Source organism: Alcanivorax sp. HI0007 (genome assembly GCF_001635525.1).
In the GTDB taxonomy this organism is placed as follows: Bacteria; Pseudomonadota; Gammaproteobacteria; order Pseudomonadales; family Alcanivoracaceae; genus Alcanivorax.
In genome coordinates this window covers 29,479-51,001 of the sequence record NZ_LWEJ01000241.1, presented here as the reverse complement: position 1 = coordinate 51,001, position 21,523 = coordinate 29,479, and the positions used below count along the sequence as shown (strand labels likewise).

Annotated in this window: 20 protein-coding genes; 8 read left to right on the top strand and 12 right to left on the bottom strand. The window is 59.0% G+C overall.

Features of this window, described 5'->3' with window-relative positions; translation table 11 throughout:
- A partial coding sequence (locus tag A3714_RS12265) for a long-chain-acyl-CoA synthetase (protein ID WP_063527186.1) occupies positions 1 to 1,310 on the top strand: 1,310 nt, incomplete at its 5' end.
- 1,391 nt (positions 1,311 to 2,701) lie between these two features.
- Here A3714_RS12265 and A3714_RS12255 read toward each other — a convergent pair.
- From A3714_RS12255 to A3714_RS12245, 3 genes are all read right to left on the bottom strand, one after another.
- A complete protein-coding gene (locus A3714_RS12255; protein ID WP_063510099.1) occupies positions 2,702 to 3,163 on the bottom strand; it encodes a phasin family protein in 462 nt (153 codons plus the stop codon).
- A gap of 169 nt (positions 3,164 to 3,332) precedes the next feature.
- A complete protein-coding gene (locus tag A3714_RS12250; protein ID WP_062816478.1) occupies positions 3,333 to 3,644 on the bottom strand; it encodes a hypothetical protein in 312 nt (103 codons plus the stop codon).
- Entirely contained in the window at positions 3,644 to 4,864 is a 1,221-nt protein-coding gene (locus A3714_RS12245) for a DUF445 domain-containing protein (RefSeq protein WP_062816477.1), read from the bottom strand. The genes A3714_RS12250 and A3714_RS12245 overlap by 1 nt, the downstream gene beginning before the upstream one ends.
- 532 nt (positions 4,865 to 5,396) lie before the next feature.
- Here A3714_RS12245 and A3714_RS12240 point away from each other — a divergent pair.
- Positions 5,397 to 6,152, top strand: a complete 756-nt coding sequence (locus A3714_RS12240) for a hypothetical protein (protein ID WP_062816476.1) — start codon at positions 5,397 to 5,399, stop codon at positions 6,150 to 6,152.
- A 43-nt stretch (positions 6,153 to 6,195) separates the two neighbouring features.
- Here A3714_RS12240 and A3714_RS12235 read toward each other — a convergent pair whose 3' ends face one another.
- Positions 6,196 to 6,519, bottom strand: a complete 324-nt coding sequence (locus A3714_RS12235) for a hypothetical protein (RefSeq protein WP_062816475.1) — start codon at positions 6,517 to 6,519, stop codon at positions 6,196 to 6,198.
- A gap of 217 nt (positions 6,520 to 6,736) precedes the next feature.
- On the opposite strand from A3714_RS12235, the gene A3714_RS12230 reads away from it, so the two are divergent.
- Positions 6,737 to 7,432 carry a diguanylate cyclase domain-containing protein gene (locus tag A3714_RS12230; protein WP_063510098.1) on the top strand — a complete coding sequence of 232 codons (696 nt, stop codon included), beginning with the start codon at positions 6,737 to 6,739 and terminating at the stop codon, positions 7,430 to 7,432.
- A 71-nt stretch (positions 7,433 to 7,503) separates the two neighbouring features.
- On the opposite strand, the gene cmoB is transcribed toward A3714_RS12230, so the two are convergent.
- The 3 genes from cmoB to A3714_RS12215 all read right to left on the bottom strand — a co-directional run bounded on the left by cmoB (position 7,504) and on the right by A3714_RS12215 (position 9,813).
- Positions 7,504 to 8,472: a tRNA 5-methoxyuridine(34)/uridine 5-oxyacetic acid(34) synthase CmoB gene (gene cmoB, locus A3714_RS12225; protein ID WP_062816473.1), complete on the bottom strand. Its 969-nt coding sequence runs from the start codon at positions 8,470 to 8,472 to the stop codon at positions 7,504 to 7,506.
- Positions 8,472 to 9,203: a carboxy-S-adenosyl-L-methionine synthase CmoA gene (gene cmoA / locus A3714_RS12220; RefSeq protein WP_063508715.1), complete on the bottom strand. Its 732-nt coding sequence runs from the start codon at positions 9,201 to 9,203 to the stop codon at positions 8,472 to 8,474. The genes cmoB and cmoA overlap by 1 nt, the downstream gene beginning before the upstream one ends.
- Positions 9,204 to 9,366: 163 nt before the next feature.
- Entirely contained in the window at positions 9,367 to 9,813 is a 447-nt protein-coding gene (locus tag A3714_RS12215) for a hypothetical protein (RefSeq protein WP_062816471.1), read from the bottom strand.
- Between the two features lie 235 nt (positions 9,814 to 10,048).
- On the opposite strand from A3714_RS12215, the gene A3714_RS12210 reads away from it, so the two are divergent.
- Positions 10,049 to 10,342, top strand: coding sequence for a hypothetical protein (locus A3714_RS12210; protein ID WP_063508714.1), 294 nt, complete (start codon positions 10,049 to 10,051; stop codon positions 10,340 to 10,342).
- Here the strand turns inward: A3714_RS12210 and A3714_RS12205 are convergent.
- Positions 10,332 to 12,890, bottom strand: a complete 2,559-nt coding sequence (locus A3714_RS12205) for an ATP-binding protein (protein WP_063508713.1) — start codon at positions 12,888 to 12,890, stop codon at positions 10,332 to 10,334. The genes A3714_RS12210 and A3714_RS12205 overlap by 11 nt on opposite strands.
- Before the next feature lie 95 nt (positions 12,891 to 12,985).
- On the opposite strand from A3714_RS12205, the gene A3714_RS12200 reads away from it, so the two are divergent.
- The 4 genes from A3714_RS12200 (at position 12,986) to A3714_RS12185 (ending at position 16,530) form a co-directional block, all read left to right on the top strand.
- Positions 12,986 to 13,648 carry a hypothetical protein gene (locus tag A3714_RS12200; protein ID WP_062816468.1) on the top strand — a complete coding sequence of 221 codons (663 nt, stop codon included), beginning with the start codon at positions 12,986 to 12,988 and terminating at the stop codon, positions 13,646 to 13,648.
- A gap of 185 nt (positions 13,649 to 13,833) precedes the next feature.
- Positions 13,834 to 15,696 (top strand): bifunctional tRNA (5-methylaminomethyl-2-thiouridine)(34)-methyltransferase MnmD/FAD-dependent 5-carboxymethylaminomethyl-2-thiouridine(34) oxidoreductase MnmC, encoded by a 1,863-nt coding sequence (mnmC, locus tag A3714_RS12195; protein WP_062816467.1) that lies wholly within the window; start codon positions 13,834 to 13,836, stop codon positions 15,694 to 15,696.
- Entirely contained in the window at positions 15,693 to 16,085 is a 393-nt protein-coding gene (locus tag A3714_RS12190; protein ID WP_063509523.1) for an MAPEG family protein, read from the top strand. The genes mnmC and A3714_RS12190 overlap by 4 nt, the downstream gene beginning before the upstream one ends.
- Positions 16,086 to 16,293: 208 nt before the next feature.
- Positions 16,294 to 16,530 (top strand): YheU family protein, encoded by a 237-nt coding sequence (locus tag A3714_RS12185; protein WP_063509522.1) that lies wholly within the window; start codon positions 16,294 to 16,296, stop codon positions 16,528 to 16,530.
- Between the two features lie 150 nt (positions 16,531 to 16,680).
- On the opposite strand, the gene A3714_RS12180 is transcribed toward A3714_RS12185, so the two are convergent.
- The 4 genes from A3714_RS12180 to zipA form a co-directional block, all read right to left on the bottom strand.
- Complete coding sequence (locus tag A3714_RS12180) at positions 16,681 to 17,109, bottom strand: hypothetical protein (protein WP_063509521.1); 429 nt, start codon at positions 17,107 to 17,109, stop codon at positions 16,681 to 16,683.
- Positions 17,110 to 17,312: 203 nt separating this feature from the next.
- Entirely contained in the window at positions 17,313 to 17,894 is a 582-nt protein-coding gene (locus A3714_RS12175) for a transglycosylase SLT domain-containing protein (RefSeq protein ID WP_062816463.1), read from the bottom strand.
- Positions 17,891 to 20,227, bottom strand: coding sequence for an NAD-dependent DNA ligase LigA (gene ligA, locus A3714_RS12170; RefSeq protein ID WP_063509520.1), 2,337 nt, complete (start codon positions 20,225 to 20,227; stop codon positions 17,891 to 17,893). Before ligA ends, A3714_RS12175 begins: the two co-directional genes overlap by 4 nt.
- Positions 20,228 to 20,553: 326 nt before the next feature.
- A complete protein-coding gene (gene zipA / locus A3714_RS12165) occupies positions 20,554 to 21,498 on the bottom strand; it encodes a cell division protein ZipA (protein ID WP_063509519.1) in 945 nt (314 codons plus the stop codon).
- Positions 21,499 to 21,523: the final 25 nt, after the last annotated feature.

Here is a 21,523-nt window from a genome sequence, read left to right as displayed (position 1 = left end):
CCCTGGAAAATCCGGGTGAAGCCCCCTCGGGTTACAAGAACCTGGCCAGCGAAATCAAGGACTGCTCCAGCGAGAATCCTGCCTCCACCAAGCAGACCTTCTTGCGTGACCCGCTCTTTTATATCTATACCTCCGGGACGACCGGGCTACCCAAGGCGGTGGTGTTCAATCATGGTCGTTGGGAAAAAGCCTACGGTGGCTTTGGCTACTCTGCGGTGCGCCTGAACAAGGAAGACCGTCTCTACACCACCTTGCCCTTCTACCACGCCACCGGCATGGTCATCTGCTGGACATCGGTACTGGCACCCGCCGGCACCCTGGTACTGGCGCGCAAGTTCTCCGCCAGTGGTTTCTGGGATGACGTTCGCCGCCACGGTTGTACCGCATTCGGCTATGTGGGGGAGCTGTGTCGCTACCTGCACGAGCAGCCGGAAAAACCCAATGACCAGGACAACAAGATTCACACCATTGTTGGCAACGGCCTGCGCCCGAGCATCTGGAAGGATTTCAAGGAGCGTTTCGGCATTGAGCGTGTGGTTGAGCTGTATGCCTCCTCCGAGGGCAACGTGGCCTTCACCAATGTGTTCAACTTCGACAACACCGTGGGCTTCTCACCGGTCAGCTATGCCATCGTCAAGTACGACAAGGAAAAGGACGAACCGGTACGGGACAGCAACGGCAACATGATCAAGGTAGGCAAGGGCGAATCCGGCCTGATGCTCGGCGAGATCACTGACAAGACCCCGTTCGATGGCTACACGGACCCGGAAAAGACCGAGAAATCCATTTTCCGTAATGTCTTCAAGAAAGGCGATGCCTGGTTCAACACCGGCGACATGATGCGTGATATCGGCTTCCGTCATGCACAGTTCGTGGATCGCCTGGGTGACACCTTCCGCTGGAAAGGCGAGAACGTATCTACCACCGAGGTGGAGCAGATCCTGGACGGGTTCGATGGCATTCAGGAATCCGTGGTTTACGGGGTGGAAATTCCCAATACCAACGGCCGGGCCGGCATGGCACAGGTTCGCCTGACCAGCCACCACAGCGAATTCGACTTCCAGGGCCTGTGTGCCTACCTGAAGCGTGAGCTGCCCCCCTACGCCATTCCTGTCTTCCTGCGCATCAACGAACAGGCCATGGAAACCACGGGCACCTTCAAGCACCAGAAAAACAAGCTCAAAGAGCAGAAGTATGACCTGAGCCAGCAGGACAATGCGGTGTACGTATTGCTTCCCAAGGCCGACTGCTACCAGCAGCTGGACAAGGCAACCCAGGAAAGCATCGACAACGGCGAACACCGTTTCTGATCCTTTTCCGGTTTGTCCTGAAAAAAGGGTGCCTTCGGGCACCCTTTTTTCGTTCATCAGGGATTAGCGGAAACGAGAGCGCGGCTCGCAGCCAAGACGTCAGACGGCTGGCGCCGGGATCTCCTTCCGGATGACAGAACAACCCTGGATCAACCCCTCAATGCCACACGGATCCCGTAGAGTGCACTGAGCCTAGGGCGAACTGCACCATCAAACGCCGGGTCGGTAAAGCTCGCATCAGGCTCAGCGAACCCAGGGTGTTTGCGACCTAAACAGGTTCCCCGCAGCATTGGGCAGCCCAATCCCCTGCCAACACGTTATTCTCCTCACGCCCTCTCCCCGAGAGTGATTTTCCCCGTGCCTTCGGTAACGCAAAACCGGACATCGTGGAGCGCCGGTGCCCCTGCCATGGCAGCCGTTTGCCCCCTTGATTTCATCAATACACGATGGCTGAATTCTTCCACACCCCGGCAACTATCCCCATGCGCTGTGGACAACTCTGTGCAGGACCTCAGGAAAACACGCTGAACCCCTTTAATGGCAAGGCTTTCGGCTGTTTGCATGATTTTCCACCAGGACAGGGATTGACAGATCGGGACGGACTCCGGGCCGGTCATCGCCCTTCTTGATGTTACCCACATAATCTGTGGATAAAATTGTGGAGAAGCTGAGAAGAATCGCCGCAAGGCCACGGAAAAAGGCCATCGTCTCTGAATGCCTGATATTTACACAATCAGCAAAACTGATAATTCTCAGCAACTTAGCGCTACTCTTCGCGAAATAAAAAATGACAAAGGGGTGACAGGCCCTCCCCCTGGCCCTGTCACAAGCTTGTGTAAAAGCGCCATTAATTGCTTGAATTGAACCCGGCAGGAGGGGACGCCTGCTGATTAATACTCCCCCTGATCAGCAGGGCCCGATTCTTTTCCACAGAAGCTGTGGATAAACCTGTGCATAGCCAGTACACAACCGCCCTATCTCACCGGTTTTTCACGGCTATTGACGACATGGCTATTTTTTAACCAATAAATAAAATCATTAATATTCAATTGGTTACGCTGTTTTTTATGGCCTATTCACGGGTTTGTCATATTTTATTGTAGAAAAAGCCCATTGACAGAAACCTGTGAACAAAATTAGGGCATGAAGACGTTACCAAGGGTGACAGCGTGGCACACCCGTTCCGGACAACTGCTGGGCGATCCCCCCAGTGAATGATTCACAGATGGAACAAACCACCCGGTAAGACGGTAACGCGCACAAAGAGATTGTCGTGGTGATCCTGGGGGCGTCGTGTAAACCGGAGACAAAAAAAACGGGTACCAAGGGGGTACCCGTTAAAAGACACCACTAAGGGGTTAGCGGTGTGCGCTACAACACTGTTTGGCGCCTCAGCTCTTCTTGCGGCTGCGGCGTTTTGGAGCTGCGGGGTCAGAGGAGGCAGACACATCGTCCTCCGCCTTGTTCAGAGCGCTGGTCAGCTCCTGAACCCGTTTCTCCAGCTCTTCGACTTCCCGCTTGTTGGGCAGGCCCAGACGGGACAGCGCCTTGTTCAGGCGATCATCGAAGGCTTTCTCCATCTTTTCCATGGTTTCGCCGGTATGGTGACGAACCCGTTCCTTGATCTCTTCCACACGGGACTCGGTCTTGTCCTTGGTGTGGCGCTCCACTTCGCGGCCGGCTTCAACCAGGGCATCAAAAAAACCACTGCCCTCTTCCTCGGCCCTTGCGAAGGCACCCAGACCCGCCAGCCAAATCTGGTGGGTATACTTGCGAATATCTCTTGAGGCACCACTCAGGGCCTTCAACGGGCTAGTATTCCGCCCTTCTTTCTCATTCTCGTTATCGGACATAATCCAAACTCCCGAAGGCAATTCCACGAGCGAATGCAGCGGGAACAACACGCAACACCGTGAGCACGTGGGGTAAATTATAGGGGGGTAGTGATACAGGTTTGCACAGGGTTGTCTGACAATTATTCAATCAATAATTATGTGATCAATTTCTCATCAGCACGGGCAATTATTCACCCAGATCATCCTCATCCGGCCGCCGGTTCCCAATCAGCCCCATGCCGCGGGCAAGATCCCGGGCACTGTTGCGGATCACATCCCGGGAACGACCGGTCAACAAATCCACAAACCGTTTTCTCAGGCGCTCTTCGAGCTGGTTGGCACCGTCTTCGAGACGACGGTCCACCTTGCGCTCGATTTTCGGCCCCAGATAGAAGTGACCGATCAGCCCCAGCACCACCAGGGTCAACAGGGAAGAGGCTCCCGCCGCCGCAAACAACAACCACCCCAGGGTGGCAATGTCTATCTGCAGCGTATCCATCAAGCCGCTCCGAACATGAACAGCAGTTGCCCGACCCCGGCCATGGCGCCGAGGAAGCCACCCACCACAATCAGGATCCATTCATCTTCCTGGAAAGCCGGGCGCAACAGGTCCTGGAACTCTTCAGAGCTGAGTGCCTGCATACGCTCTGCCATGAGCTTCTCGACGATCAGGCCACGCTCCTTGTTAAAGCCCTGGTCCTCGAACGGCTCTACCGCCAGATCCACAGCCTTGTCTTCCACAGCCTTCTTGAGATCGGCATATCCTTCCGGGCCCACCGTCAACTGGGCAGCGGTTCGCACCACCCCGCCATTGAGCAGGGGCTTGAGGTGGCGCTTGATAAGGGCTTTCGTGCGATCTCCACGGGGGCCATTGACCACCTGGTACATGATATTGCGCAGGGTAATCACTTCATCGGTGGAAAGACGGGCAAAGGATTCGGCCACATCCTTCTGGCGCTTCAGGAAAAGCCCCTGTATCCGGAAAGGCCCAATCTTCACAGGGTTGAGCGGCCGGAAAATCAGGTTCAGCGCCAGCCAGTTGGTGGCGATACCGACGATAAAGCCGAAGAATGGCAGCACCCAGTTTTCCGGCACAAAGATAAACACCGGCACCTGGATCAGACCGAAGAGAAACCCGAAGTAAAACCCTGAGTTGGTGATAAAACGGAATTCCGGGTCACCCACTTCCTGGAACATCTGCACCATGAGCGCCTTGTCTTCGCTCATCTGGGTGGTGACCATGTGCTTCATGTCCACCAGGCTGTCCAGGTTGCGGCTGATGTCATCAACCACATTGTCCATGACCGCGGGAATCGCACGGCGGGCACGGGCGTAGACACGCTTGCGCACCAGCAAAGGCAGGTTTTCCCAGAGCACCGCATTGCGCTCGGTCATCACCTCATCGGTGTATTCTTCGATTCGGGACTGGATGGTGCGGGTAAGGTGGGCAGAAATCTTCTCCGGTTCCATCTCGCGAAAGAACTCGTCCAGACTGCCCAGTTTGGAAAGGGCCTTGTCGACCACTATACCTGCCATCTTTTCGACCTTGGAGGGAATGATTCCCTGCCAGCCGAAGATGGGCCGAATACCAATGAATTCCAGCGGATAGAACGTCATTTTGACGGCCATCCAGTTGGTGATCCACCCTACGGCACCGGCGATGAAAGGTATACTGACGTACTTCCAGAAATCCGGGTACGAAAGCAATGATTCCAGCATTGAAAAACAACTCCCCTCCAAGGGCTTATGCACTGTAACGCGACAGCGCCAAGACAAACATATCCCGCTTTCGCCAATCCCGGTCTAAAAAGCCAATGTCGTTTGAAGGCAGCAACCTATCATGGGAGGTGCCCTTGAGGGCACCTCCGCTAGCCGGTTGCTACCTCTGCGGCTCCTGAAGCGTGCAGCTGTTGTGCTTCGTCACGACGGACAGGGTGGTTCCCTTTCCTAGTGGCGAAGCGCAGCAGATGTGCGCTTCAGGAGCCGCCCTTCGGGGCTTCCAGGCTGGCCCGCACTCGTTGTTGCAATTTCTCGACAGGCAACCAGCATGCCTTCAAAATTGCGCCTAGATTGCGAACCAGCCTGAAAGCCAGAGGCAGTAACCGGCTAACGGAGGTGCCCTTTATTATAAAAGTCCCTAGTATAGGTAGACGGGCCGCTAAATATAAGCAAGATAACGTAATTTTTGGCAACAAATCGGGACCCCAAGCGACAACGCGGTCTCATTTCAGGACAGGATTTTCCGTCATTTATGCCTCAGACCGGTAGTTTTCCCCAGCTGATTGTGCTCGGTGGTTTGGAGAGCGCATTGAACCAGGCGCTCACAGGTAGCCAGCCCGGCCGCGACAGGTTAGCCGCACTGCACGGCACCGTCGTGCGGATCCGTGCGGAGCGTCCACTGTGGGTGCTTTACGTGCTGATCTATGAAGACGGGGTGGAACTGCTTACCGACTACGAAGGCAATGTCGATATCCGTGTACGCGGCCCCCTGGGCGCCATGGTCCACTGGCTGTTTGCCAGCGAACCCCTCACCGAACATGAATCCCTGCGGGTTACCGGCAGCGATCGACAGATCGCCCAACTCAATGAGCTGATCGAGAATTTCAGCCTGTGGCCACTGGTGCGCAACTGGCTGGACGATCATGTCCGGCTCAAGGAGCTGCTTGACCTGCTGCGTCGGGAAGATCCCGTGTGGCTGGAAAAGCTGGCCACCCTGCCCCAACAGGTGGGCGACCTGGCGGAACAGGTTGCACGTCAACAATTGATCCAGGAAGACATTCTCGAGGAACTCCGCCACCTGCGCGGCGAACTTCGCCGGGCCCGCAAGCTGGACCAGTTCTTCACCCTCACAGGCACCCTGCTGATCCTGTTGTCCCTGTTGAAGGCATCGTCTCTCTGGGAGACCACCTGGCAGGCCCTGCAGCAGGACGTATTGTCCCTGGCCATGCTGAGTCTGGGTATCGCCTTCCTGCTGGCGCGACTGCTGCCGGCCAGGGGCAGGCTATAGGCCAGGCGCCACCCCCGCTTTTCCCGTTGGAGAAAGGGTCGTGCTATCGATTCTTTTTCGGCGCGCCAAAAATCTGGCCGAGGCGCTCACCGACCATCTCAGCACTGGTCCGTGCCAGGCTACGGCTGGCTCCCTCCAACACTTCCCGGGAGGGCAGATTGCGAACGCCATCCACCAGCCCGCGACGCACGCCCTCTTCGACTCGCGCGGAAAGCACCTGGGCGGCTTTCTCCACCTGTTCATCCAGCTCTTGCTGCATGCTGTCTCGCAGACGCGGCTGGAAGTAGAACCGCCCCCACAGGGCGACCACTGCCAGCGTCATGGCGGAGCTCAGCACAGCCGTCGCAATTACCCAGATCATGGACATGTCGTCACTTCCTCATCACTTATCCGCTCTAATTGGCTGATAAAAAACCAGTTTTGGTAACAGAGCCAGACATTGTTGTTAAATAAAGTATGCGCCCGATGCCTGCCTCGTGGGAAATCATTACAGTGAATCCACGGGAAGGGATACCCACATTCAAGAGCCGATACACGCTCCCAGAGAAGGAACGTCATCTTAATGTGTGGCCCCGAGGTACCCAATGACTGCCGTGACAACCAGCAGCAGTGCGAATAGCCATAGTCAGCAGATGATTCAGCAGGCGATGTCTCTCAGCCGGCGACATAATCAGCCGCTGAGTATCCTCGCCATTCGCTTCCAGGAACTGGAATCCATCCAGGCGGATATCGGTGTCGAACGCATTGAGCGACTGCTTGCCCGGGTGCGGCATCTGTTACATGCCAGAAAACGGTGCGAAGACGGCCTGATGAGCTGGCAGTCGGGACAAGCGCTGTTCCTGGTATTGCCGGCCACCGCCGTGGATGGCGCCATGGCAATGGCAACCCGCTTGCAACAGTGGTTCACCAGCCAGGAGTTTGAACTGGATGAGTTCCGGGTTTTTCTGACCACCCGAATTGGCGTGCACTGCGCCAATCACCAGGAAAAAGAGAGCGTCATGCAGTTATTCAATCAGGCGCTCAATAGCCTGGAAGACGCCACCGACACAGATCGGATTGCATTGAGCCAACCGGCACAACAGCAGCTTGCCGCGTTGAAATCCGCCCCCGAAACCGCGGATCCACTCTCCCGGGAACTGCGCAAACTGGCCAATGACGGCAACGAGGAATCACTGCTTGAAGTGCTGTCCCCCGCACTTTGCATGCTGGATGAGCGGCTGCGATTAAAACTGGTGGATCGGCTGCTGGAAGCTTCCACACAGACAGTCGTTAATGGTTAGTGGGCTGTTGGGCCAGCGGGGTGTCACCGCGGACCAATGCCTCCTGGCCTGCAATCCGTTCCATCCCGGACTCAGGGTTTGCGGGCCATAAGCACCGCCCGGCGCGGCGCCGGATACCCCTCACGGGTCCGCGCGGGATTGCTGGCGTCGAGAAAGTCCGGTAGCGACTGGAACCGCATCCACTCGGTCGCCCGCTGTTCTTCCACGGTGGTGTCACTCTCATCGACACAGCGAATATCTACAAAACCACAGCGATGCAGCCAGCGTTCCAGCATGGCCACCGAAGGCAGAAAGAACACATTACGCATGGCCGCATAGCGGTCTTCGGGCATCAGCACGGTCTGTTCATCCCCTTCCACCACCAGGGTTTCCAGCACCAGCTCCCCGCCTTCACCCAGCACCGCTTTGAGTTCCAACAGGTGGTCCAGCGGAGAGCGCCGGTGATAGAGCACGCCCATGGAAAATACCGTATCGAAGTTCTCTGTCTGTGCCGGTAACTCTTCCATCCGCAACGGCAGAAACCAGACCGGCACCGACGGCGCAAAACGACGCACCGCCAGATACTGCACCAGAAACAAAATTGTTGGATCGATGCCCACCACTTGTTTGGCACCGGCCGCTGCCATTCGCCAGCAGTGGTAGCCACTGCCACAGCCCACATCCAGTACCCGCCGTCCGGCCAGGGGCGACAAGTGCGGCGCCACCCGCTGCCACTTCCAGTCAGAGTGCCACTCGGTATCGATATGCACACCGAAGAAATCAAACGGCCCCTTGCGCCAGGGAATCAGGCCCTGCAAAGCCGCTTTGACTTCCGCCGGGTCAACCTCTCCCGGCTGGCCGATGCGCAGGGTATCCGCCGAAAGATCACACTCCGCCGGCCCCTCGGGTAACGCATTCAGCGCCGCCAGCCAGCGGGGCAGATCGCCGTGGGGTTTGTCCAGAAGGCGCTCGCGGCACAGGGCCATCAGCACGTCTCGTTCTGGCTGGGCATAAAGCTCGCGCAGCGCCGCTTCGCACTGCTGTAGATAATCCCTCAGCATCAGCGCACCGCCAGCAGGGAGATGAAATTGAAACAGCGGAACCAGACGTGGATTTCCCGGTAACCGGCCTGGCGCAGGCGCGCCTCATGGTCGGCCAGGGTTTCCGGAATCAGAACGTTTTCCAGTGCCGTGCGCTTCTGGCTGATTTCCAGATCCGAATAACCGTTGTTGCGCTTGAAGGCATGGTGCAGTTCGGTCTGCAGGGCATTCTCCCCATCATCCGCAAACCGGATCTTCTCCGAGAGCACCAGAATACCGCCGGGTACCGTGGCGTCAGCAAGGCGCTGGATCAGCCCGTCACGCTTGTCCGGCGCGATGAACTGCAGGGTGAAATTCAGCACCGCCATAGAGCACGGTTCAAACGCCATGCTGGCCACGTCCCCTTCCCGCAGAGACACCCGCTCACTTTGTCCGGTTTCCGCTATCAGGGTGCGGGCCTGACGGATCATGGCCTCAGAATTGTCCACAGCAATCAGCCGGTTGCCCCGGTCGGCGGTAAGGGTCGCCATGGCGGTGGTTGCCGCCCCCAGGGAGCAACCAAGATCATAGAGGCAGGTATCCGGCTGGGCATATCGGGCCGCCAGCACCCCGATCATGTCGATAATGGTGGCATAACCCGGCACCGAGCGTCGGATCATGTCAGGAAAGACACGTACCACAGTGTCATCGAAGGAGAAACGGGCCACCTGCTGGTGGGCCGTGGCGTAAATGCGGTCCTGCTGATCAGACATAGGGGTTCCGATATCACAATGCGGGGCGGATTATAGCGGGTGATACCGGTGGGTAGAAATGGCCGCAGGGGCCCGTGTAGATGAGAGCCTCTTTTTCAGGGATCAGGCGCCAGGCCGTTGCTTGCGCGGGTCCGGGCGGCTTCGCCCTACCCCCACGGCTCGCTTACTTCAGGCTGACACGCAGATTGGGATTGAAGTCCTCATCGGCCAGGTCGCTCAGATAATCTTGTACAAAATCCTGAACCTGGCTGTCACCCTGCTCGCCCAGGCGCTGCAACGCCTCTTTCAGGGGCATCGTTTGCCCGCGGAGTGCCACCTGGGATGCCGTCAGGTTCAGGCCCAGGTCAATCACGGCATACTCCAGATTCTCTGCCTGCCGTGCCAGCACCATTTTTTCCAGCACGCTGCTGCCATCCTGACAGGACAACGAGAGCACCTGCTCGCCGGAGGTCAGCGCCAACTCATCGCTCTCGATCATGTCATCCACCAGGGCGCCAAACGCGCTCTCCTGGCTTGCGGCTAGGCATAACCGTTCATTCATACCGGCACTGATTTGTGCCTGGGCCGGCAGCGCAATGACAGCACACAGGACAAAAGACAAATAACGCATGGAGAAACCCTCTATCCCAAAACCCGAAAGATACAATCGTCGGTGGCGGATTATACGAATTAAACACTACATAAGTTAACCATTATCACACATAAAGATGGATAAAAAATGACAAATGGTAGTATTTCGTCGTTCATCTATCAGTCACGAATAATTCCTAGGATGCCTGAGGCGCCCTACGAAACAGGCACAACAATTGCTTGGGGACAGAGATAAAGTAACGGGGGAAACCGATATGCAGCAGTTCCGCGAACACCGCCCAACCAACGCCCTGACCCCGGGAGCCCTGCTTCTGATGTTCTTTGGCGTGGTGCTGGCCCTGCAGGATGTGCAATGGCAACTGGTCAGCATGGCCAGCTTCCATGCCGGTGTCAGTCTGACTGCGGTGGCATTGTGTATTCATCTCTGCCGGCGCCATCGGGCCTGGAGGCTGGAATTGCTGGTGCTGGTCATGCTGGGCGTACTGCTGACGCTGGCGCCCTTGCTGCCGCCGCCCTTCCAGGACTTCTTCGAATACCTTACGCCTTGATGCCCAGGTACTGATGAATGGCCTCCCGCAGGGCGCTCAGGGACAGAGGCTTGATCAGCTGCCCGTTCATCCCGGACCGCGCTACCCGGCCGCCCAGTTCGGACACCGCGTGAGCGCTTAACGCCAGAATCTGGCAAGGGGGCCAGGATTCCCGGGCTTCACAATCGCGCATTCGCCCGGCACTGGTGAACCCGTCCATCACCGGCATATCCAGGTCCATCAATACCAGGTCGTATTCACCGGCAGCGTCCCGGAACCTTTCCAGCGCCCGGGCGCCATCCTCGGCAATATCAATCCGGCTGATACCCAGTCTCTCCAGGTAGCCCTTGGTTACCATCTGGTTCACCGGGTTATCCTCCACCACCAGCACCTGGAGAGAGGCAACGGCTTCCTCCCCGTGGACCTGTGACAGCACCGGAATACTTCTCGGCATCTGCCACCCCAGCAGCTGCTTGAGTTCGTTGACTGTCAGCACCGAACGTCGCAATAGCTGAACCTGCGGGGGCAGCCAGTTCGGCGCCTCACTGCGCATCCCGGTCAGCAGCAGAATCTGAAGAGGTACCTGGCTGATGCGCACCAACTGCAGGGTTTCCTCCAGCAAATCCTGATCCGGCATGCCATTGATCAGTAACACCCTGGCACCCTCCAGCGAACCCAGCGCCGCCAGTTGAGAGTGATTACTGACCCGTCGCACTGATTTGAATCGCGGGTCTGCTTGCAACCAGTCCGCCAGGTTGCCCTGCACGTCCCATAACCAGGCAGGAGGTGCTTCCTGCTCCACCGTGGGCACATCCTCCTTGACCGCCAGCATCTGGATACTGAAGCTGAAACGGGCGCCTTTACCGGGAGCGCTTTCCACATGGATATCGCCCCCCATCAAGCCCACCAGCTCCCGGCTGATGGACAAGCCCAGCCCCGTCCCCCCGAAACGTTTGGCGGTATCCGCCGATGCCTGGGCAAAATGCTGGAACAGTCGCGCCTGCTCTTCCTGGCTCAATCCGATACCGGTATCGCTCACCGCAAAGCTGAACAGGGGCATCTCATCACTGACCTGACGATAGGCCAGTGATAGCACCACCCTGCCATTGCGGGTAAATTTAACCGCATTGCCCAACAGATTGATCAGTACCTGACGCAACCGGGTGGGATCGCCGACCACCCGTGAAGGCGTCTGACTGTCCATATCAAGGAGCACCAGCGTGCCGTTATCGCTGGCAGGCAGATTGAACATCTGGGCACATTCGGCCATCAGCAACGGCAGATCAAACTCCTCTTCCGCCAGTTGCAGTTTGCCTGCCTCAATCTTGGCGAAATCCAGCACATCATTAATCAGGGCGTTCAGGGTCCGCCCGGCGCTGTCGATCAGGCTGATATATTCCTGCTGGCGGGGTGTAGGGTCGGTCTCACGCAACAACTCTGCCAGGCCAATCACACCATTAAGGGGGGTACGGATCTCGTGACTCATGCGAGCCAGAAACTGGCCTTTCGCCTGGCTTTCCGCCCTGGCACTGATGGCACGGGAGTTGGAACGATACACCAGCATCGCCAGCCCCAATACCAGGGCGTATAGCAACAGCACCGCCAGCATCAGGAAAATGGTGTCCCTCAGTTTTTCCTGGCGCGCCTGGTCCACCAGCTTCACCGATAGTTGCACCAGACTTTCAGACAGACCTTCCAGAGATTGCATGGCATGGCGGCTGCGATCATAGGCCTGTTCCCAGCTGACCTGGACCCGGGGAGCCAGAATCAGCTCCTGCTCGGACCACAGCAGGAAGCGTTGCAGTTCATCTTTCACCAGACGCCACTGCTGCTGTAATTCAATGACCCCGGTCCGGGCGGACAGGGCCTTGATCTCGCTGTCGATGATCGACAGCTGCTGCAGCAGTCGTTGCCAGGCGTTTTCCAGACGACGGGCATCATTGTCGCCCAGATACCCCCCACGCTGGCTGACATAAAGCGCCAGGGCACGAATCAGACCGATATCGTTCTGCGCCTGGCGGAACGATCCCAGGGTCAGCGATAACACCTCATTGGGCTCCAGCCCCTCACCGACGGCCATATCCGACGCAATCAGCACCGACGCCAGGGCATTGGCCAGACGCTGAGCGATGCGATTGACGTTATCGTAGGGACCCGCCACGTCTTCCAGGGGGATGCCGGTTTTCACGGTCAGGCCGGACCAGGTTTCACTGAGCAGTCCCGCCTGATCATTGAGGCCCGGAATATCCCGTTGGCGGGCTTGCTCCAGGAAAGCCTGCAGCCGGCCATCTGCCCTCGCCTCGCTGAGTTCAAAGCGGGACACGATCTCCGGGGTCTGGGCATGAATCATCACCGGAGCCAGATCACGCATATCATCCAGGGGAGAAAAGGCCGCCAGGCCGCTTTCAAAGAGTCGGAGGTCGCCTTCAAGGGTCTTGTAACCCACCAGCAGATCCAGGCGATGCTGAACAATCAGAAAAGAGGCGATGGCAAAGGGGACGGTAATGATGGCCAGCAACAGAGCCATTGCAACGCCGGTGCGCATGCCGTTATGTGATGGTCTTTCCATCCGCCTTCCCCTATAAAGGGTATTCTCACGGGGTATCTTGTATTGTGCCACCAGAACGCCACCATCACATCATGGAACCCGGAACACCTTGCCTGATGATGCCCACATTGATTGTAAAAGTTGCCCGTTTCTTACCGCTTAGCGCGCTTTTCGCCCTAATGGCCTGCCAGACCCCACCCAGCAGCGAGCCGTCCATCGATGCCCAGAAGCTGCCCAGGCTCAGCACGGACAGCAGCCAGACCGGGAGCCTGCCGGTGGCCCCCACCACCAAGGCCGTGGATCTGTCGCATTTCCGGATACCCCAGACCCTGGCGGGCCTGAAGCTGGACGGGGAAATCAGCTCCCAACGGGGCCGCACCCTGCACTACCGCAGCGAGGATAAGAAAGAACAATTGTCTCTCACACTCAGCGGGCTGCCGGCGGGCTGGGACAGCATGCCGGCGGAACGCGCTGTCGCCAGCTATTACAGTGAAGTGCGCCAACGGCGAGTAAACCAGGCCCTGCAGGACAGCGCCAACGCGCTGACCATCGTCAGCGAGACCTTGCTGGACCTGGAGGGCCAACCCTCCGCCCAGGCACAAATGCGATGGGTGGAAAAAGGCCGCCCGATCCAGAACCAGTCACTGCTGGTCACCCTGGTCGATGGGGCCTTTATCCGCATCAACAACGCCAGCTATCAACAGAATCCCCGCTGGCTACTGCAACATGGCAAGCGGGCCCTGGCCGAGTTCAAGGCGGCACAGGATAAGAGCGAATAATCCCAGGGACGAGAAGCGAGTTACGAGTCGCGAAAGGCAACCCCTCTATGCATTTCGAAACTCGTATCTCGCAACTCGCTTCTCGCCGCACCATCGCAGGAGATGCTGCAGCCTGTTAATGGTGATTCCCGCGAGGTATCCTGCCCTACCCTCAGGTGCCAAGCGCAGATCCGCCCCAGGTCGTGATGACAAGTTCCCCCTTTTCCCCCATTCAACCGGCCAGCATTGACTGGCAGGACACCACCCCGGTAGCGGTGGACTTTGACGATCCCTATTTCTCCCGGCAGGACGGCGCGTCGGAAAGTGATTACGTCTTTTTGCAGGGCAACCGCCTGACAGAGCGCTTCCGTGAGCTGCCTGCCGCCGGCACCTTTGTGATCGGTGAAACCGGCTTCGGCACCGGTCTGAATTGCCTGCTGGCCGCCCGGCAGTTTCTGGAAAACGCCCCGCACAGCGCCCGTTTGCACCTGGTCTCCGTGGAAAAGCACCCGTTACGCAAAGCGGACCTGAGCCGGGCCCTGAGCCACTGGCCACCCCTGGACGCCCTGGCACAACGATTGCTGGCAGAGTATCCCGCGCCGACCCCGGGCTTTCACCGTGTGCAGCTGCACCCCCGTGTACAGCTGACCTTGCTTTACGGCGATGCCCTGTCTCTGTGGCCACAGTTCTCCCATCCGGTGGATGCCTGGTTTCTGGACGGCTTTGCCCCGGCCCGCAACCCGGACATGTGGCACCCGGCGCTGTTTGCCCAATTGGCCAGACTGAGCCGCCCCGGTACCACCCTGGCAACCTTTACTGCCGCCGGCTTTGTCCGCCGCGGGTTGGCGGAGGCGGGCTTTGTCATGGAAAAACGCGACGGCTTCGGCCACAAACGACATATGCTGGTTGGCCGGATTGAAGGCGACCAGGCCCGGCCAGAGAGGCCTGCCCGACAGGTTCTGGTAGTCGGTGCCGGGCTCGCTGGCGCCACCACCGCCCGGGCCCTGGCTGAGCGGGGCTGCCAGGTGACGGTCTTGGATCCGGACGGCATTGCCGGTCACGCGTCCGGCAACCTGGCCGGGGTGGTCTACAGCACGCCCAGTGCCCACCTCACCCCACAGAACCGTTTCTACCAGCAAAGCTATGGTCATGCACTGCGCTGGCTGCATCGCTCAGGGTTTCCCGGCCAGGAAGCGGACGGCAACCTGAACGGCGTGATCCAGCACTATGTGGATGCGCGTCAGCAAGACAAGCTGGAACAGGCCATGGCCACCGGTGCCTGGCCCACGGAACTGCTCCAGGCCTACGGCGACAAGGCGGTGGAACTGAAGGGGGGCGGTTACCTGCGCCCGGACCGCTGGTGCCAGCATCTGCTGAAACACCCGGACATCACCCTGTTGGCGGCCCGGGTAACGGCGCTGGAGGAAGGAGCCCCCGCCAAGGTGACGCTGAGCAACGGGGAAATCCTGAGCGCCGACGCCGTGGTCCTGTGTACCGCCGGCCAGAGCCAGTCCCTGCCCGGCCTGGGCTGGTTACCGCTCAAACACATCCGTGGCCAGGTGAGCTATTGCCGAGCCACCGACGCCTCCCGTCGCTGGCAGCAGGCCCAGTGCCATGGCGGCTACCTGACACCGGCCCTGGACGATCTGCACTGCGTCGGTGCCACTTTCAAACTCCATGAAGATCATCACCATGCCACCGACGGTGACGACCAGGACAACCTGGCCCAACTGAAGCACTACCTCCCCGGCTTCTGGCAGGAGCTGGGGGGCGACCGCATCGATATCGTCGACCGACGCGTGGCGTTCCGTTGCCAGAGCATCGACTTTCTTCCCCTCTGCGGTCCCTTGCCCGTGGCCACGGACAACCCCCATCGCCCGGCACAGGGACTTTATCTCAATGTGGCCCACGGCAGCCGCGGGATTACCGGTACCCCCTTGTGTGCAGAGCTCATCGCCGACATGATCTGTGCTCAACCGCTGCCCATGGACCAGGAAATGATTGACGCCCTGGCCCCGGCCCGGTTTATTGTCCGCAAACGCAAAAAACAACCCGAGTGGATGCCATGACCCTAGTCAGCTTGCCGATTACCGCCCTCTACGCCGCCCTGAGCGGTTTCCTGATCATCGCCCTGGCCGCCAATGTGGTTCGCCTTCGCCTGGCCAAGAAAGTCTCACTGGGTGACGGCGGCCACAAGGACGTAAGCCGGGCCATCCGTGCCCACGGCAACACCATTGAATACCTTCCACTGGCACTGATTCTCATGGCCCTGCTGGAAATCAATGGTGGCGGCAGCACCGCCCTGCATAGTTACGGCATCCTGCTGGTGGGCGGCCGGGTCGTCTACAGCTACGGCATGCTGGTCCCGCGCAGCAGTGCCAACCTGGCGCGTCAGCTGGGTGTGGTGACGTCCTGGCTGGTGATACTGGGCGCCGGCATTCAGCTGCTGGTGATTTAACCCCCCCCCCTTCAATGTAGGAGCGTCGCTGGCGGCGCGATCATAAAACGTCGAAAGAAAAGGTATTTACTACAGAGGCCACAGAGCACACAGAGGTAAAACAGTTGATCTCTGTGGCCACTGCATTGAAATGCTTTTGATCCTGGCTTGGTGATCGCGCCGCCAGCGACGCTCCTACAGATCGATCTCGTTACCACAATGGAGCCCTATGCCCATCATCGTCCCCTGGAAAGACCTGCCCCCGGACACCCTCACCAACCTGATCGAGGAATTCGTTACCCGTGACGGCACCGACTACGGTGACCAGGAGGTTGCCACTTCCACCAAGGTGGAACAGGTCCGCACTCAGCTAAAACAGCAGGAGGCCTTTATCGTATTTGATGAGGTGACGGAGAGTGTGTCGGTAATGGGCAAGGAACAGGCGGAAGAGGCAATGAATAGTTAATAATGAATAATTAACAGCTGCGCGAGCAGCGATTGCCGTAGTCATAATGCAATGAGGCCGCGTCCAAACTCTGTACGCGGCCTCTGCGTTTCAAAACCTGAAAACCCGTCTCGCGACGTTATTAATTATTCATTATCAACTATTAATTACCTACGAAATCGCCCCTTCCCGGGCCCACTCACAGCGCACTCTCAACGGCGCCTCGGAAGGCTCATGGCAGACCTCAGCGCTGTCCCAGACGAAGGTATGAAAGCCGGACAGCTCGGTTTCCAGGTGTACCACGGCATTGACCCAGTACATGTTCTTGAGCAGGGATTCGAACTTGGCGATCCAGTGTTCCCACTCATACTCCACCGCCCGGTAGGACATTCCAAAATGGATCACCTGGGTCTGGAAGGTGCCCCCCATCAAATCGTCGCCGGGTACAGAGAACATTTCCCGGCACAAGAAGGGCCATTCATCCGCCTGGGGAAGTTGCCGGACCGCCCGGCGGTTGTGAAAACAGTGCGCCTTGCGCTCCTGGATAGAGCCAAACGGCAGATGTTTGATACACCCGTAGACAATGGATTCGTTATCCAAGAAAACACCCCGAGAATCAGCTAACAGCCACAGGCGTCTAGCTTACAAGGACAAGCACCCCAAAATACAGGGACAGGCTTCCAAGTTTGCGCGGACAAATGGCCCATCACCCCCTGTCCCTTGCGCAGGAAGAGGAAGCCCCACTTGAGAAGCAAGCAACGCTTCCACAGCAAAAACGCTTGTTCCGATTTAACCGGGCGCAGTTAGCGCCCGCATCCGCGCATCTGGGCGGCGTAGCGGTTCGCCATGTCGGCGGTGCGGCGAGCGGCACCTTTCATCCATTTGTTGTTCTTCCAGGTGCCCCGGGCATAACCGCCATGGCCGGCATAATAGTTGAGGTACAGGTTATAGGTATCGTTGCGGGCAACACCGTTTTTTCGATGACTCTGGTAGTGATACCAACCCACAAAGCGCACCGCGTCCTTGAAATTATCCCGGTCCACACCATGGCGGCCGGTGGCGTCCTGGTACCATTGCCAGGTGGAATCCAGCGCCTGGGGATAGCCGTAGGCGGAGGAAGGTCGCTTCCAGGGGATAAAACCCAGCAGCTTGGTGCGGGGAGGCTTGGCCCGGGCATTAAAGCCGGACTCCTTGTAGATGGTCGCCATCAGCACCGGCACCGGTACACCGTATTCCTTTTCCGTGTTCTTGGCGTACTTGTACCAGTTGTTGAACCAGCCTCCTCGCTGATCAAACACCGCACAGACATTGTCTGTCTGGGTAGGCGTGCCTGCGCAGCCGCCCAGAAGCAGTGTCGCCAGCAGCAAGGTAAGGCCGATTTTCATAAGGCTCCCGGATCAATACCGTGTTGTTCGAATACGGACAGTAGCGCGGCCTCATCGCAGACCTCAACCCCCAGGGATTCGGCCTTGGCCAGCTTGGAACCGGCAGCAGCACCGGCAACCACCATGGACGTATTCTTCGACACCGAGCCCGCCACTTTGGCGCCCAACTGCTGCAGACCCTGTTTGGCCTGGTCGCGGGTGAATTGCTCCAGGGTGCCGGTGAGCACCCAGGTCTGCCCTTCCAGGGGACGGCTTTCCGCCTGGGCCGGAGCCCGCGCGGCCAGCTCGACCGCCATGGCTTCCGCTTCCTGCAAGCGAGCCTGCCAGCCGTTGTCCGCCAACGCCTTGCGCAATTGCGTCATCACCCCGGAACGCACGCCCTTCGGTTCTGCGCCGGCCCCTTCTGCGGCCCCGGCACTCAGCTCGGCCACGGTGCGATAGTGATTGCCCAGGGTTTCCAGGGACTTGTCACCGATACCGTCAAGATTCATGCCCAACCGCTTGGCGGATTTCAGCAGATGCGCCAGGGTCAGGCTGTGCACAAAGGCCGCAGAGGGTTCGCCACTGGACTGGGGATTCACCCCGGCAGCCAGCAAACCGTCAATCACGGCTTCATTATCTGCCTCGGCAAAGAAGGCGCTGATCGCCTTGGCCACTTCCAACCCCACATCCGGGACCGCCAGCAGCAACAGCAATGGCGCCCGACGGATACCGTCCAGATCGCCGAAACAGTCCGCCAGATTCTTGGCGGTCTCTTCACCGATCTGCAGGATCCCCAGGGCAAACAGAAAACGCCCCAGCCCCACGGTCTTGGAGTCTTCCAGCGCGGCGATCAGGTTATCCGCCGATTTCTCACCCATGCGTTCCAGGCCGGCCACCTGTTCTGCTTTGAGCCGGTACAGATCCGCCACGGTGGCAATCAGCTCCTGATCCACCAGCGCATCCACCAGCTTGTCGCCCAGGCCATCAATATCCATGGCCCGGCGTGAGGCAAAGTGCTTGATGGCCTCACGCTGCTGGGCGCCACAAATCAGCCCCCCGGTGCAGCGGGCCACCACCTGGTCATCGCCACGCAGAATCTCACTGCCGCACACCGGGCAGCTGGGAGGCAGGGTAATATCCCGGGCATCCGCCGGTCGTCGCTCCGGGATGGCCCGCACTACCTTGGGAATCACATCCCCGGCCCGGTACACCACCACGGTGTCGCCGATGCGGATATCCAGGCGCCGAATTTCATCAATATTGTGCAGGGTGGCATTGCTCACGGTAACGCCGCCCACTTGCACCGGCTCCAGCCGCGCCACGGGTGTCAGGGCTCCGGTGCGTCCCACCTGCCAGTCCACGCCGTTCAGCACGGTGAGCTCTTCCTGGGCCGGAAACTTGTGGGCAATGGCCCAGCGAGGCGCCCGGCTGACGAAGCCCAGGTCCCGCTGCCAATCAAAGCGATTGACCTTGTAGACCACCCCGTCGATGTCGTAGTCCAGCGCATCACGCTTGTCGAGAATATTCCGGTAGAAGTCCAGCAGGGCCTCGACCCCGCCGCAAACCCGCACTTCCGGATTCACTCGCAAACCCCAATCGCGCAGGGCATCAAGCATGGCGGCATGGGTTTCCGGCTCGGCAATCCCCTCCAGCTGGGCCATGGAGTAGGCGTAAAATTCCAGGGGACGTTCTGCGGTAATCCGTGAATCCAATTGGCGCAGGCTGCCGGCGGCAGCATTGCGCGGGTTGGCAAAGACTTTCTGGCCGGCGGCTTCCTGGCGAGCATTCAGCTCAGCAAAACCACCATGGGGCATCACCACTTCGCCACGCACTTCCAGCCGCGTCGGCACCTTGTCGCCGCGCAACGTCAGGGGCACCGAACGGATGGTACGGGCATTGGTGGTAATGTTCTCGCCGGTCTGACCATCGCCACGGGTGGCCGCCCGCACCAACTCCCCGTCCAGGTACAACAGGGAAATGGCCAGCCCGTCCAGCTTGGGCTCGGCCACATAGTCCACGCTACCGGACACATCCAGGCGCTCACGCACCCGCTTGTCGAAAGCACGTAATTCATCATCGTCGAAGGCATTGTCCAGGCTGAGCATGGGCACTTCATGCTGCACCTGATCAAACGCCTCCAGCGGCACATCCCCCACCCGCTGGGTGGGGGAATCCGGGGAAACCAGCGATGGATGCTCTTCTTCCAGCGCCTGCAATTCACGATAAATGCGGTCGTACTCCGCATCCGGCACCGCCGGATCATCCAGCACGTAATAGCGATAGGACCAGTCGTTGAGCTGGCCGCGCAGGGATTGGGCTTTCTGGAGGATGTCTTGGGAAGGCTGGCTCACGGGACGGAGTATTCCTGTGTCTTGTCTTTTATAGGAGGTTGCTTGAGACGAGAACCGGCGCTGTATCGGTGTTGCCGTCTTTCACCGCTTCGCACCTCATACCCGCAGGGCACAGAGAGCGGCGCTCCTACGGTGCCATATCAAACGTAGGGCGCACTGAGCCTAAGCGAACTGCACCATGCAAAGGCCGGAAAGGTGCAGTTCGCCAGGGCTCAGTGCACCCTAGGCTCCAGCCCGCAATGGGCAATGGAGTCTCGAGGTACGAGTAACAAGTCGCGAAAACCTGTTGTATTTCGCGTCTCGAAACTCGTCACTCGCTACTGTTCTTACGCGCTCGGCACCCGCTGACGGCGCTCGAATTCCTGCACCCGCTGACGCAGGTGTTCCATGGTCTGCGGCGTCAGTACGCTGTGTTGTTCGTCCTTCAGGTCGCCCTCCAACTCGCTGGCCAGGCGGCGGCAGATGGACAGCATCTTGTCCAGCGCCCCCAGGGCATCCGTCGGCCCGGGCAGTTTCAGGAAGAAGGTCACACCGGCAAAGGTCTTCTCTTCCATGGTGTCCAGGTCGAAGGTGCCCGGCTCCACCGCATTGGCCATGGAGAACTGCAACTCGTCACGGCCGTCCAGGCTCACATGGCGATGGAAGATGTTCATCTGCCCATAGCGCAAACCGGATTCCAGCAACAGTCGCAGCAGGTCGTTACCGGCAAACGGCGCACCACGCTGGGCAATCAGGTGAACCACGATTACTTCCAGCACCGGCTGGGGTTCGCGGTGACGTTCCGGTTTTCTCTCCGGCTTTCTTTCCGGTTTCTGTTCCACCACTTTCGTTTCCACCGGTCGCGACTCCACCGCCGGTTTGGCCGGTTCACGGGGAGGCTCCGGCTGTCGCTCCGGTTCGCGGTATTGCGGGGTCGGGGCCTGATCCGCCGGCGCCGGCTCAGGCTCCCGGTCGCCGTCAAACAGACTTTGCTGCTCGGCGGTGGCGGGCGGATTCACCTCTTCATCCGGCTCCATCATGGTGGGCGGTGCATCCTCCGACTGCCGGGATTCCATTTCCATGGCCCGGCGTACCACCCGGGCAGTGCCAATCAGCTCCGGGTTATAGTCGTCCTTCTCGGCGTCTTCTTCCTGGGCATCCCGATAACGTGGGTCAATACGCATACGCAATCTGCCCTGCCGTTCCCTGATCATGCGGCGAACGCCGTCGGCCAGGATCAACAGGATCAGAATAACCAGAATGCCAATCAGTGTTTCCAGATTCAGGCCCATTGCCTCATCTTCCTTGCTTGCGCTG

What these genes read in the sequence shown, in the direction of transcription:
- cmoB (WP_062816473.1), bottom strand. Translation starts at nt 8,472, where the DNA reads ATGCTGAGGGATTATCTACAGCAGTGCGAAGCGGCGCTGCGCGAGCTT.
- A3714_RS12245 (WP_062816477.1), bottom strand. Translation starts at nt 4,864, where the DNA reads ATGCTGGAATCATTGCTTTCGTACCCGGATTTCTGGAAGTACGTCAGT.
- A3714_RS12215 (WP_062816471.1), bottom strand. Translation starts at nt 9,813, where the DNA reads ATGCGTTATTTGTCTTTTGTCCTGTGTGCTGTCATTGCGCTGCCGGCC.
- A3714_RS12250 (WP_062816478.1), bottom strand. Translation starts at nt 3,644, where the DNA reads ATGGATACGCTGCAGATAGACATTGCCACCCTGGGGTGGTTGTTGTTT.
- A3714_RS12185 (WP_063509522.1), top strand. Translation starts at nt 16,294, where the DNA reads ATGCCCATCATCGTCCCCTGGAAAGACCTGCCCCCGGACACCCTCACC.
- cmoA (WP_063508715.1), bottom strand. Translation starts at nt 9,203, where the DNA reads ATGTCTGATCAGCAGGACCGCATTTACGCCACGGCCCACCAGCAGGTG.
- A3714_RS12200 (WP_062816468.1), top strand. Translation starts at nt 12,986, where the DNA reads ATGATGCCCACATTGATTGTAAAAGTTGCCCGTTTCTTACCGCTTAGC.
- A3714_RS12240 (WP_062816476.1), top strand. Translation starts at nt 5,397, where the DNA reads ATGCCTCAGACCGGTAGTTTTCCCCAGCTGATTGTGCTCGGTGGTTTG.
- A3714_RS12230 (WP_063510098.1), top strand. Translation starts at nt 6,737, where the DNA reads ATGACTGCCGTGACAACCAGCAGCAGTGCGAATAGCCATAGTCAGCAG.
- A3714_RS12190 (WP_063509523.1), top strand. Translation starts at nt 15,693, where the DNA reads ATGACCCTAGTCAGCTTGCCGATTACCGCCCTCTACGCCGCCCTGAGC.
- mnmC (WP_062816467.1), top strand. Translation starts at nt 13,834, where the DNA reads ATGACAAGTTCCCCCTTTTCCCCCATTCAACCGGCCAGCATTGACTGG.
- A3714_RS12205 (WP_063508713.1), bottom strand. Translation starts at nt 12,890, where the DNA reads ATGGAAAGACCATCACATAACGGCATGCGCACCGGCGTTGCAATGGCT.
- zipA (WP_063509519.1), bottom strand. Translation starts at nt 21,498, where the DNA reads ATGGGCCTGAATCTGGAAACACTGATTGGCATTCTGGTTATTCTGATC.
- A3714_RS12255 (WP_063510099.1), bottom strand. Translation starts at nt 3,163, where the DNA reads ATGTCCGATAACGAGAATGAGAAAGAAGGGCGGAATACTAGCCCGTTG.
- A3714_RS12175 (WP_062816463.1), bottom strand. Translation starts at nt 17,894, where the DNA reads ATGAAAATCGGCCTTACCTTGCTGCTGGCGACACTGCTTCTGGGCGGC.
- A3714_RS12235 (WP_062816475.1), bottom strand. Translation starts at nt 6,519, where the DNA reads ATGTCCATGATCTGGGTAATTGCGACGGCTGTGCTGAGCTCCGCCATG.
- A3714_RS12210 (WP_063508714.1), top strand. Translation starts at nt 10,049, where the DNA reads ATGCAGCAGTTCCGCGAACACCGCCCAACCAACGCCCTGACCCCGGGA.